At 70.3% G+C, this 11,276-nt stretch carries 10 protein-coding genes and 1 tRNA gene; 6 read left to right on the forward strand and 5 right to left on the reverse strand.

Going from position 1 to position 11,276, the window contains the following annotated elements; genetic code table 11:
- Positions 1 to 66: 66 nt before the first annotated feature.
- Together ACFWOG_RS35330 and ACFWOG_RS35335 are read right to left on the reverse strand one after the other, a co-directional pair.
- A complete protein-coding gene (locus ACFWOG_RS35330) occupies positions 67 to 1,344 on the reverse strand; it encodes a PTS transporter subunit EIIC (RefSeq protein ID WP_329883631.1) in 1,278 nt (425 codons plus the stop codon).
- 913 nt (positions 1,345 to 2,257) lie between these two features.
- Positions 2,258 to 3,547, reverse strand: coding sequence for a PTS transporter subunit EIIC (locus tag ACFWOG_RS35335; RefSeq protein WP_329952479.1), 1,290 nt, complete (start codon positions 3,545 to 3,547; stop codon positions 2,258 to 2,260).
- 426 nt (positions 3,548 to 3,973) lie between these two features.
- Between ACFWOG_RS35335 and ACFWOG_RS35340 the strand changes: the two genes are divergently transcribed.
- From ACFWOG_RS35340 to rdgB, 4 genes are all read left to right on the forward strand, one after another.
- Positions 3,974 to 4,207, forward strand: a complete 234-nt coding sequence (locus tag ACFWOG_RS35340) for a glucose PTS transporter subunit EIIB (RefSeq protein ID WP_238862766.1) — start codon at positions 3,974 to 3,976, stop codon at positions 4,205 to 4,207.
- Positions 4,208 to 4,498: 291 nt separating this feature from the next.
- Complete coding sequence (gene rph / locus ACFWOG_RS35345) at positions 4,499 to 5,233, forward strand: ribonuclease PH (protein ID WP_329952478.1); 735 nt, start codon at positions 4,499 to 4,501, stop codon at positions 5,231 to 5,233.
- Between the two features lie 166 nt (positions 5,234 to 5,399).
- Positions 5,400 to 5,789 carry a hypothetical protein gene (locus ACFWOG_RS35350; RefSeq protein ID WP_329883635.1) on the forward strand — a complete coding sequence of 130 codons (390 nt, stop codon included), beginning with the start codon at positions 5,400 to 5,402 and terminating at the stop codon, positions 5,787 to 5,789.
- Positions 5,790 to 5,809: 20 nt separating this feature from the next.
- The gene (gene rdgB / locus ACFWOG_RS35355; RefSeq protein WP_355399174.1) at positions 5,810 to 6,415 is read left to right on the forward strand and encodes an RdgB/HAM1 family non-canonical purine NTP pyrophosphatase; all 606 of its coding nucleotides are present in this window, start codon (positions 5,810 to 5,812) and stop codon (positions 6,413 to 6,415) included.
- Positions 6,416 to 6,485: 70 nt separating this feature from the next.
- Here rdgB and ACFWOG_RS35360 read toward each other — a convergent pair.
- The 3 genes from ACFWOG_RS35360 to ACFWOG_RS35370 all read right to left on the reverse strand — a co-directional run bounded on the left by ACFWOG_RS35360 (position 6,486) and on the right by ACFWOG_RS35370 (position 7,857).
- Positions 6,486 to 6,569 (reverse strand) — tRNA-Leu (locus ACFWOG_RS35360).
- A 7-nt stretch (positions 6,570 to 6,576) separates the two neighbouring features.
- Entirely contained in the window at positions 6,577 to 7,299 is a 723-nt protein-coding gene (locus ACFWOG_RS35365; protein ID WP_380363397.1) for an HNH endonuclease signature motif containing protein, read from the reverse strand.
- Between the two features lie 72 nt (positions 7,300 to 7,371).
- Positions 7,372 to 7,857 carry an HPP family protein gene (locus ACFWOG_RS35370; protein WP_355399178.1) on the reverse strand — a complete coding sequence of 162 codons (486 nt, stop codon included), beginning with the start codon at positions 7,855 to 7,857 and terminating at the stop codon, positions 7,372 to 7,374.
- A 94-nt stretch (positions 7,858 to 7,951) separates the two neighbouring features.
- Between ACFWOG_RS35370 and ACFWOG_RS35375 the strand changes: the two genes are divergently transcribed.
- The gene (locus ACFWOG_RS35375; RefSeq protein WP_380363399.1) at positions 7,952 to 8,560 is read left to right on the forward strand and encodes a CGNR zinc finger domain-containing protein; all 609 of its coding nucleotides are present in this window, start codon (positions 7,952 to 7,954) and stop codon (positions 8,558 to 8,560) included.
- Between the two features lie 312 nt (positions 8,561 to 8,872).
- Positions 8,873 to 11,257, forward strand: a complete 2,385-nt coding sequence (locus tag ACFWOG_RS35380) for a chitinase C-terminal domain-containing protein (protein WP_329952528.1) — start codon at positions 8,873 to 8,875, stop codon at positions 11,255 to 11,257.
- Positions 11,258 to 11,276 lie beyond the last annotated feature (19 nt).

Raw genomic sequence — 11,276 nt, forward strand, 5'->3', positions numbered from 1 at the left:
CGCCCCGCCACCCGGGGGAGCGGGTGGCGGGGCGGGGCCGTGAGCGGCGTCAGGTGGTTCCCGGCGTCAGGCCTTGGTGACGTCCTCGATCTCGTCGTCGTCCTCGCGACCGGGGGTCTTGAGGTCGAACTTGACGATCGCGAAGCGGAAGAGGAAGTAGTACAGGGCGGCGAACGCCAGGCCGAGCGGGATGATCATCCACGGGTCGGTGGCCTTGTTCCAGGCGAGCAGGTAGTCGATCAGACCGCCGGAGAAGGTGAAGCCGTCGTGCACCCCGAGCGCCCAGGTGAGGGCCATCGAGACGGCGGTGAGGAGCGCGTGGATGACGTACAGCAGCGGGGCGATGAAGACGAAGGAGAACTCGATCGGCTCGGTGACACCGGTGACGAAGGAGGTCAGCGCCAGGGACAGCATCATGCCGGTGACGGCCTTGCGGCGGTGCGGCTTGGCGGTGTGGGCGATGGCGAAGGCGGCGGCGGGCAGCGCGAACATCATGATCGGGTAGAAGCCCGACATGAACTGTCCGGCGGTGGGGTCGCCGGCGAAGAAGCGGGTCAGGTCGCCGTGCACGACGGTGCCGTCGGGCTTGGTGAAGTCACCGGTCTGGAACCAGGCGAAGGAGTTCACGAACTGGTGCATGCCGACCGGCAGCAGACCACGGTTGACCAGGCCGAAGGCGCCTGCGCCGAGCGCGCCGGCCCCGATCAGGGTGTCGTTCAGGCTCTTGATGGCGTCGCCGATCGGGCCCCAGGTCAGGGCGAAGAGGACACCGACGGCGGTGCCGACGAAGGCCATGATGATCGGGACGAGACGGCGGCCGTTGAAGAAGCCGAGCCAGTCGACCAGCTTGGTGCGGTGGTACTTCTGCCACAGCACGGCGCTGAGCAGACCGATCACGATACCGCCGAGCACACCCGGGTTCTGGTAGGTCGGGGCGACCCACTTGCCGTCCGTGACGTGGCCCTCGGTGATCGGGAACGCGGTGAGCACGTTCTTGTAGACCAGGAAGCCGACCAGGGCGGCGAGGGCGGTCGAGCCGTCGGCCTTCTTGGCGAAGCCGATGGCGATGCCCACCGCGAAGAGCAGCGGCAGGTTGTCGAAGACACCGTTGCCGGCGGTGGCGAACACCGCGGCGACCTTGTCCCAGCCGAGGCCGTCCTTGCCGAAGACGTCGTCCTGGCCGAGGCGCAGGAGCAGACCGGCGGCCGGGAGCACGGCGATGGGCAGCTGCAGGCTGCGGCCGATCTTCTGCAGACCCTGGATCAGGTTCTGGCCGAACTTCTTGGTGGGGCTTGGCGTGGCCGGAGCCGCGGCGGGCGCCGGTGCCTGCGCAGACTGACTCATGGGGGTGGGTTCCTAACGGCAAGGGCGGGTCGGTCGGGGGACAGGCACAGGGGGCCGAACCGCGAACTGGTCTACACCACACGTGGTGTAGACCAGTTTTGTAGCACGGGTGGAGAAGGGGGGGAACCCCCGAAAGCGCTGCTGATGGGAAGCGCTATGAAATCGAAACCTACTTGCGGATCGACGATCATGATTACCCGCGGTGATTGGGATTTTGGCTATTTGCGCAACAAAAAGCCGGGACCCCCGGCAGGCCCGGCCCGCAGGGCCGTCGGAGGCCGGACGGGAGGCCCCCCCGGGAGCCCCGGACGGCCCCGGACGCGGGGGAAGGGCGGGCGAGGGTCCGCCGGAGGACGGCGGGGGATGTGGCCGAGGTCGCGGCGGCCGGGGGAGCCGGGCCCGAGCCGGCCCGCCCCGGACGGTCGCGGCCCTGCGGGGCGCCGGTGTCATGTACCCCCCTCGCCGGGCACCCGGTAATCGTCGTCGGGATTGCTCCCCGGTCCGCCGCCGCGATCTCTTCGCGCGGGAAACCGGAGGCGAAACGGCAGGGCGGCGGTGGTGGCGGATTGCCCGGCGGTGGTTCTCGGCGGGTTGTGATCTTCCCCCCACCCGGACCCCCCGGCCGCGGTCCGCGGGCGCCGTGCCCGCCGGGTGTCCCCCTGCGGCCCACCCGTTGCCCTCCTGTGCGGGCCCCGTTGCCCGTCGACGCCCGCCCGCCGTGCCCGCCGGTGCTGTCCGGGTGCCGCCCGGGCGCAGGCCGGGCGCGGTCGGGGTCGTGGTCCTGTCCCCGAATTTCCGGCCCCGGAATTGTCCGGAGTTTCGTGTCGGGACCAAAGGCCCGCCCCGGATAAGCCGAAAGCCCCCGGACCGGTCGTCCGGGGGCTTTATCGGATAGCTCGTGGTGACGCTCGGTTTATGCCTTGGTCACGTCCTCGACCTCGTCGTCGTCCTCGCGTCCGGGCGTTTTCATGTTGAATTTCACGATGATGAACCGGAACAGCACGTAGTACACGACGGCGAAGCAGAGCCCGATCGGGATGATCATCCAGGGCTTGGTGGCCAGGCTCCAGTTGATCGCGTAGTCGATCAGGCCGGCCGAGAAGCTGAACCCGTCGTGTACCCCCAGCCCCCAGGTGACGGCCATCGACGCGCCCGTCAGCAGCGCGTGCACCGCGTACAGCGCCGGGGCGACGTAGGCGAAGGAGTACTCGATCGGCTCGGTCACGCCGGTGACGAAGGAGGTCAGGCCGACCGAGAGCATCAGGCCGTAGATCTCCTTGCGCCGGTGCGGTTTGGCCGCGTGGGCCATCGCCAGGGCGGCGGCGGGCAGCGCGAACATCATGATGGGGAAGAAACCGGAGGTGAACTGGCCCGCCGTGGGGTCGCCGGCCAGGAAGCGCGGGATGTCGCCGTGGACGACGGCGCCGTCCGGTTTCGTGAAGTCGCCGAACTGGAACCAGACGAAGGTGTTCAGCAACTGGTGCATGCCGATCAGCAGCAGTGCGCGGTTGGCGAGACCGAAGATGCCCGCGCCCCACGCGTCCAGGTCGGCGAGGGTCTGGCTGAAGTCGTTGAAGGCCCGGCCGATCGGCGGCCACGCCCAGACCGCGATGACGGCGACCACCATGCCGACCAGGGCGGTGATCATCGGCACCAGGCGGCGCCCGTTGAAGAAGCCCAGCCAGTCCACCAGTCTGGTGCGGTGGAAACGCACCCAGAGCCACGCCGACAGCAGACCGATCAGGATGCCGCCCAGCACGCCCGGGTTCTGGTAGGTCGCCGCGGCCGCCTTGGCGGAGGTGAAGTCCACGCACTGGTTGCCGACCAGCACGGTCGGCAGCTTGCAGTCCTCCGGGAAGGCGTGCAGGACCTGGTAGAAGACGAGGAAGCCGACCACGGCCGCCAGCGCGGTCGAGCCGTCCGCCTTCTTCGCCATGCCGATCGCGACGCCGATGCAGAACAGCATCGGCAGACCGAGCGAGGAGTCCAGCAGCGCGCCGCCCGCCGCCGCGAAGACCTTGGCGACGTTGTCCCAGCCCAGGCCGTCCTTGCCGAAGACGTCCGGCTGACCGAGCCGGTTGAGGATGCCGGCGGCCGGGAGCACCGCGACCGGGAGCTGGAGCGAGCGGCCCATCTTCTGGAGGCCGCCGTAGAAGGTGTGCCACCACGCGGTCTGCGGGGCTGTGGCGCCTGCCGAACTCATCCTTCGCCCTCCGAGAGCAGTTGCCGGCCGCGGGCCCCCGGGGGGACCTTCGGGCAGGGCCAGGAACACCCGGGGCTCTTCCTGCGTTCATCGGAGTACACATATATTGGTGTAGACCACTTCGGGACGCAGGCCGCGAGCACCGGGAGCACGAACCCCGCTGATCGTCATCCTCGGACGGCGGTCCGGGGCATGCGCGCCGGAATGGGCCAAAAGTGGACTAACGTGGCATATCGCTCCGGATCGGGTCATGCTGGTCGCGCTGCCGGGCAGCACGACACGGCATGACGCGGTACGACCGTCGGCTGACCTCGCGTCAGCACCGAACCGGACCCATCACCCCCCGACCTCCGGCCGGGGACGGCAGCACAGCGCACGACGGCACCCGGCAGAGCAGCCGACGGGCCGAGACAGAGGGAGAAAGCAATGGCCAGCAAGGCTGAGAAGATCGTCGCCGGTCTCGGCGGCATCGAAAACATCGAAGAGGTCGAAGGCTGCATCACCCGCCTGCGCACCGAGGTCAAGGACGCCTCCCTCGTCGACGAGGCCGCGCTGAAGGCCGCCGGCGCCCACGGCGTCGTCAAGATGGGCACCGCGATCCAGGTCGTCATCGGCACCGACGCCGACCCGATCGCCGCCGACATCGAGGACATGATGTGAGCTGAGCCCACCAGGCTCACCACCCCTCGGCCCGCCCGCCCCCGTGGCCGGCGGGCCGAGGCACGCCCGGACCCGGACGCGGCCCGGACGCACCCCGGGACACCGCCCGGACGCACCCCGGACACGGGCCGGACGGGCACGGCGCCACCGCCCCTCCGGGCGGCCCCCACCACCCGTTCGGACCCCCGCCACCGCCCGCCCCGCCCCCCGGCCACCGCCCGCCCCGGGCGCACCCGGGACTCCACGGGGCGTACCCGGACCACCCGCCGAAACCGGCTACGCTCGGTGCCTATGTCACGCATCGACGGCCGCACCCCCGACCAGCTCCGCCCCGTCACCATCGAACGGGGCTGGAGCAAGCACGCCGAAGGCTCCGTCCTCATCTCCTACGGCGACACCAAGGTGCTGTGCACCGCCAGCGTCACCGAAGGCGTCCCGCGCTGGCGCAAGGGCAGCGGCGAAGGCTGGGTCACCGCCGAGTACTCCATGCTCCCGCGCGCCACCAACACCCGCGGCGACCGGGAGTCCGTCAAGGGGCGGCTCGGCGGACGCACCCACGAGATCAGCCGGCTCATCGGCCGCTCGCTGCGCGCCGTCGTCGACCACCGGGCGCTCGCCGAGAACACCATCGTCCTCGACTGCGACGTCCTCCAGGCCGACGGGGGCACCCGCACCGCCGCGATCACCGGCGCCTACGTCGCCCTCGTCGACGCCGTCGCCTGGGCGCGTGACAAGAAGATCCTCCGCGCCAAGGGCCAGCCGATCACCAGCGGCGTCAGCGCCGTCAGCGTCGGCATCATCGACGGCGTCCCGATGCTCGACCTCCCGTACGAGGAGGACGTCCGCGCCGAGACCGACATGAACATCGTCTGCACCTCAGACGGCCGCTTCGTCGAGGTCCAGGGCACCGCCGAGGGCGCCCCGTTCGACCGCGCACTGCTCGACCGGCTCCTCGACCTCGGCACCCTCGGCTGCGCCGAACTCGACGAGATCCAGCGCAAGGCCCTCGGCTCCCTCGAAGGCTGAGGTCTCGGTTCCGCTTCGGTTCCCCAAAACCCCCGGGCTCCGGCCTCGGTCGCTGTACAGGCCGGGTCCGGAGCCCGTACGGTTCCCGCAGCACCCGGTTGCGGGAACCGTGCACCCTCGGCGCGCGTCCTTCCCTTCCGGAAACCCGCGCACCGAGGAGGACCGGATGCCCCAGAGCATCGCCCGCCCCACCATGCTCGCCGTGGCCGGCCTGATCGCCATCCTCCCGCTCAGCGCCGTGAGTTGCGCGGCCGCCCAGAAGGCGCTCGACTGCGGCAACACCGCGGTCAAGATCACCGGTGACATCACCGAGGTCAGCAACGCCTACAGCAACGCCAGCAACGACGCGGCCGCCGCCGGGCAGGCGCTGCAGAAGCTCAAGAACGACCTCGACCAGCTCGGGAAGAACTCCAAGGACACCGACGTCTCCCAGGCCATCACCGACCTCTCCACCCAGGTCGACAAGGTCCAGCAGGCCGTCAACAACAAGCAGGTGCCGGACCTCAAGCCGCTCGGCGACGCCGCCTCGAACCTCACCAAGGTCTGCACCGGCTGACGTCCGGTTAGGGTGGTTTCATGACCACCCGACTCATCCTCGCCACCCGTAACCAGAACAAGGTCGTGGAGCTCCGCGACATCCTCGGCAGCGCCGGCCTGGACGTCGAACTGGTCGGCGCCGACGCCTACCCGGAGATCCCCGACGTCCGCGAGACCGGCGTCACCTTCGCGGAGAACGCGCTCCTCAAGGCCCACGCCCTCGCGCAGGCCACCGGCCTGCCCGCCGTCGCCGACGACTCCGGCCTCTGCGTCGACGTCCTCAACGGCGCCCCCGGCATCTTCTCCGCCCGCTGGGCGGGCAAGCACGGCGACGACCGCGCCAACCTCGACCTGCTGCTCGCCCAGCTCTCCGACATCGACGCGGTCCACCGCGGCGCCCACTTCTTCTGCGCCGCCGCCCTCGCCCTCCCCGACGGCACCGAGCGGGTCGTCGAGGGCCGCCTCCTCGGCACCCTCCGCACCGAGCCGTCCGGCGACGGCGGCTTCGGCTACGACCCGATCCTCCAGCCGCTCGGCGAGACCCGCACCTGCGCCGAACTGACGCCGGCGGAGAAGAACGCCATCAGCCACCGCGGCCACGCCTTCCGCGCCCTCGCCCCGGTGGTCCGGGACCTGCTGGGCTGACGGCACCGCAGGAACGGCGAAGGCCCGCCCCGGAGATCACTCCGGGGCGGGCCTTCGTTTCAAAGGCAAGTGCGGCCTGAGGGACTCGAACCCTCACGGGATTCCTCCCACGGGCACCTAAAACCCGCGCGGCTGCCGATTACGCCAAGGCCGCAAGGCCTTCAGTCTAGGGGCTTGTCGAGGGCGGGGACAGCGACATTCCCGGGCGGGATGCCGCCCCGGTCGCGGTGTGCGGCGGGCCGCTCCCGCCGGTTCTTGTTCCGTCCGCAGTAAGTGTCGGTGACGGCATGGCAGTTCGGGCAGAGCAGGCGGAGGTTCTCCGGCCTGTTGTCGGACCAGTCGCCGTTGATGTGGTCGACTTCGAGCGTGAGGGGTCGCCCCTGCCACACGGGGCCGGTGCCGCAGCCCGTGCACGACTCCGGCCGGCCGAGCTCGGACAGGGCCAGGCGGATGCGCGAACCGGGCAGCCGTTTGGCTTCCCGGGGGCGCTGCACGAGGAGTTGCTCGGGCGGGATCCTGGCCGGGGAGCGCCTGCCCCGGTGGTGCGCCTGTCCGGTGAAGTGCGAGGTGTCGATGCCGAGGGCCCTGATCCGCCGGCCGATGTGCGCCTGGGTGCCCCCGGCCTGACGCAGGTGGAGGTGGCGCACCACCCCCGCCACGCTCTGCGAGACGGCGACGGCCTCTTCGAGGAGTTCGCGGGTGTAGACGCTTCCCGCCGGCCGGAAGTGCGACGTGTCGACGTCGAACTCGGTCAGTTTGAGGCGCAGGTACTTGCGGCGGTCCTTGTTCGGCTCCTTGCCGAGTGCGATCAGCATCTCGTCGAGTGAGGCGGCGGTCGCCGCGAGGTCCGTGAGCAGCTCGTGGGTGTATCTGGTGACCGGCATGGTGTTCCCCTTCGGGCGTGTGGGCCCGTCCCCCGTGTGGGCGAACGACCGGCCGGTCGTCCGGTCACGGGCTCACCACCAGTACGTGGGGTAGCGGCGGTTGCGGAGGCGGGCGGCGACGAGGCCGGTGAGGGTGAGGAGGGCGGCGGCGAGGGCCAGGAGCGGGAGGAAGTGGCGGGGGTCCGGGGAGGTGAGGGTGACGATGACGGCGGTCGCGGCGGCGGGGGAGTGCGGGGTGCGGGCGAGGGTCATGACGCCGAGGGCGAGGCCGCCGGCGATGGCGGCCGACCAGTAGGCGGGGGTGGTGAGGGCGAGGACGGCGTAGCCGGTGAGGGCGGAGAGCAGTTGGCCGCCGATGACGCTGCGGGGTTGGGCGAGGGGGAGGTCGGGGGCGCCGGCGATGAGGGCCATGGAGGCGGCGAGGGGTGGGATGAGCAGGGGGTGTTCGGTGAGGGTGCCGAGGGCGGCGAGGAGGAGCAGGGCGGTGACTGCGGTGGCCGTGGAGGCGAGGACGGCGGTGGTGGCGGGGCGGGCGGGGGCTCGGCTGGGGAGGGGCACGGCGGCGGCTTCCTAACGTTTGTCATTGACTTGTAGCGTTAGTTTGCTCGGCTTGGCTAGCGGATGGCAAGCCGCGTTACCGTTAGGTATGGGTATGGGCAGGGATGTGGTGGAGCACGGTGCGGTCGACGGGATGCCGGTCGACGGTGAGCACGTGGCGCTGGACCTGGTGAACAGCACCTTCGTTCGGGGCGGCCTGCGCGGCCACATGGTGGACGTGCTGGTGGAGCCGGCGGATCTGGCGGCCTGGGTGGAGCGGCATGCGGACGGGCTGGATCCGGCGAGCGCGCCGGCCGGGGAGCTGGGTCCGGCGGAGCTGGCGGCCTTCCGGGAGCTGCGGCGGGCGTTGCGGGCGGTGCTGACCGCGGTGGTGGCGGGCGGGCCGGCGGCGGAGCCGGACGTCGCGGTGGTGAACGAGGCGCTGCGGGCGGCTCCGGGGTGGGCGGAGCTGCCGCCGGGGGCGGTGGGGCGGGCGGTGCCGCGGAGTCTGGCGGGGGAGCGGGGGAGGGTGCTGCTGGCGCGGGTGGCGCAGGCGTCGGTGGAGTTGCTGACGGGGGAGCGGCGGGAGTCGGTGAAGGCGTGTCCGGCGCCGGGCTGCATCCTCTTCTTCCTGCAGCAGCACGCGCGGCGGGCGTGGTGTTCGACGTCCTGCGGGACGCGGGTGCGGGTGGCCCGGCACAGCCGCCGACGTGCGGAGGAGTGAGCGCCGCGGCGATCCGGGACGTGGTCCGGAGGGGGGCCTGGCTGACCGTCGACAATCAGCCGTTCGACCGGCGATGTTGGGGAATTGATTACCAATTGGTACAGACCTATTGACCTATGTGGTTCAGACCACATAGCTTCAGCGCCAATCTGCTTTCCCCCACTGTGCGTGCTCCCCCACAGGCACGCGCCGGCACTCTGCCCGGAGGACCGAGTGTTGATCCGATCCACGGCTGAGCGGCGTCCCACCGCTGCTCGCCGTTCCACGAGCCCGGCGGCCCGCGCCGGCCTGGCCTCGCTGGCTGCCGCCGCCATGGCCGGCCTGCTGGTGGCCACGCTGGGCGCGGCGCCCTCCCAGGCGTCCGCCACCGTCGACAACGCGGCCTGTCGTCCGGACGGTCAGTACGCCACGCCCGGCGTCGACGTTCCGTACTGCAGCGTCTACGACACCAACGGCCGAGAGAAGATGGGCGCCGATCACCAGCGCCGCATCATCGGCTACTTCACCGGCTGGCGTACTGGCAAGGACGGCACCCCGCCGTACCTGGTGAGCGACATCCCCTGGGACAAGGTCACCCACCTCAACTACGCCTTCGGCCACGTCGGTTCCGACAACAAGCTGTCGGTCGGCACGGACAACGACAAGAACGAGGCCACCGGGATCTCCTTCCCCGGCGTGCCCGGCGCGGAGCTGGACCCGTCGCTGCCCTACAAGGGTCACTTCAACCTGCTGACGAAGTACAAGAAGCAGTACCCGAACGTCAAGACCATGATCTCGGTCGGTGGTTGGACCGAGACCGGCGGGTACTTCGGGGACGACGGCAAGCGCGTCAACTCCGGCGGCTTCTACTCGATGACCGTCAACCCGGACGGCAGCGTCAACCAGGCGGGCATCGACTCCTTCGCCACCTCGGCCGTCGACTTCATCAAGAAGTACGGCTTCAACGGCGTCGACGTCGACTACGAGTACCCGACCTCGATGAAGGACGCGGGCAACCCGCTGGACTGGCAGCTCGCCAACAGCAAGCGCGGTTCGCTGGCCAAGGGCTACGCCGCCCTGATGAAGACGCTCCGCGAGAAGCTGGACCGGGCGGGCGCCACCGACGGCAAGCACTACCTGCTCTCGGTCGCGGCCCCGTCGTCCGGCTACCTGCTGCGCGGCATGGAGACGTTCCAGATCGCGCAGTACCTGGACTACGTCAACATCATGTCGTACGACCTGCACGGCGCCTGGAACAAGTACGTCGGCCCGAACGCCTCGCTGTTCGACGACGGCAAGGACGGCGAGCTGGCGGCGGCCAACGTCTACGGCACCGGCCAGTACGGCGGCATCGGTTACCTCAACACCGACTGGTCGTACCACTACTTCCGCGGCGCGATGCCCGGCGGCCGGATCAACGTCGGTCTGCCGTACTACACCCGCGGTTTCAAGAACGTGGTCGGCGGCACCAACGGCCTCTGGGGCACCGCCTCGGCGACCACCTGCCCGGTCGGCTCCGGCCTGACCGCGTGCGGTGACGGCGCGGTCGGCATCGACAACATCTGGAACGACAAGGACGACGCGGGCAAGGAGTCCCCGGCCGGGTCGAACCCGATGTGGCACGCCAAGAACCTGGAGAAGGGCATCCTGCCCGACTACCTCTCCAAGTACGGCGTGAAGGACACCGCGCTGACGGGCACCTACGCCCGCAACTACAGCTCCGCCCTGGTGGCGCCGTGGCTGTGGAACGACGCCAAGAAGGTGTTCCTCTCCACCGAGGACGAGCAGTCGGTGGGCGCCAAGGCCGACTACATCGTCAACCAGGGCGCCGGCGGCGCGATGATCTGGGAGCTGGCCGGCGACTACAAGTGGGACGCGGCCGCGAACGGCGGCAAGGGCCAGTACGTCCCGGGCAACACGCTCACCTCGCTGATGTACGACAAGTTCAAGGCGGCCTCGCCGTACGGCGCGATCCGCTCGACGACGGCGCTGCCGCAGCAGACCCTGCCGATCGACGTGTCGTTCACCAACTTCGCGCTGGGTGACTCGAACTACCCGATCAACCCGAAGATCCACATCGTCAACAACTCGACGCTGACCCTGCCGGGCGGCACCGAGTTCCAGTTCGACTACAGCAACTCGGCCCCGGGCAACGCCAAGGACCAGTCCGGCTTCGGCCTGACGGTCATCAAGCAGGACCACACCGGGTCGGGCAACGTGGGCGGCCTCAAGGGCACCTACAACCGCGTGTCGGTCAAGCTGCCGGGCTGGCAGTCGCTGGCGCCGGGTGCGTCGATCGACATGGACTTCACCTACTACCTGCCGGTCTCGACCCCGTCCAACTGGACGGTCAACGTGGGCGGCACGCTGTACGGCCTCAAGGGTGACCTGACCCGCGGTGCGGTGAACGGCGGCACGCCGACCCCGACCGTGACGCCCACCGTGACGCCGACGGTCACCCCGACCGTGACGCCCACCGTGACCCCGACCGTCACCCCCACGGTGACGCCGACCGTCACGCCCACCGTCACGCCGACCGTGACCCCGACCACCGGCACCTGCGCCGCTGCGCCGAGCTGGGACGCGGCCACCACCTACGCGACGCCGACCAAGGTGTCGTGGAAGGGCCACTACTACCAGAACAAGTGGTGGACCAAGGGCGACGACCCCGCCGCCAGCGGCGCGTGGGGAGTCTGGAGCGACCTCGGGGCCTGCTGATGACAGCGGTCTCCTGAGG

This window comes from Kitasatospora sp. NPDC058406, assembly GCF_042722765.1.
GTDB lineage: Bacteria > Actinomycetota > Actinomycetes > Streptomycetales > Streptomycetaceae > Kitasatospora.

Coding starts and splice junctions, on each gene's coding strand:
- ACFWOG_RS35330 (WP_329883631.1), bottom strand. CDS start 1,344: ATGAGTCAGTCTGCGCAGGCACCGGCGCCCGCCGCGGCTCCGGCCACG.
- ACFWOG_RS35335 (WP_329952479.1), bottom strand. CDS start 3,547: ATGAGTTCGGCAGGCGCCACAGCCCCGCAGACCGCGTGGTGGCACACC.
- ACFWOG_RS35340 (WP_238862766.1), top strand. CDS start 3,974: ATGGCCAGCAAGGCTGAGAAGATCGTCGCCGGTCTCGGCGGCATCGAA.
- rph (WP_329952478.1), top strand. CDS start 4,499: ATGTCACGCATCGACGGCCGCACCCCCGACCAGCTCCGCCCCGTCACC.
- ACFWOG_RS35350 (WP_329883635.1), top strand. CDS start 5,400: ATGCCCCAGAGCATCGCCCGCCCCACCATGCTCGCCGTGGCCGGCCTG.
- rdgB (WP_355399174.1), top strand. CDS start 5,810: ATGACCACCCGACTCATCCTCGCCACCCGTAACCAGAACAAGGTCGTG.
- ACFWOG_RS35365 (WP_380363397.1), bottom strand. CDS start 7,299: ATGCCGGTCACCAGATACACCCACGAGCTGCTCACGGACCTCGCGGCG.
- ACFWOG_RS35375 (WP_380363399.1), top strand. CDS start 7,952: ATGGGCAGGGATGTGGTGGAGCACGGTGCGGTCGACGGGATGCCGGTC.
- ACFWOG_RS35380 (WP_329952528.1), top strand. CDS start 8,873: ATGGCCGGCCTGCTGGTGGCCACGCTGGGCGCGGCGCCCTCCCAGGCG.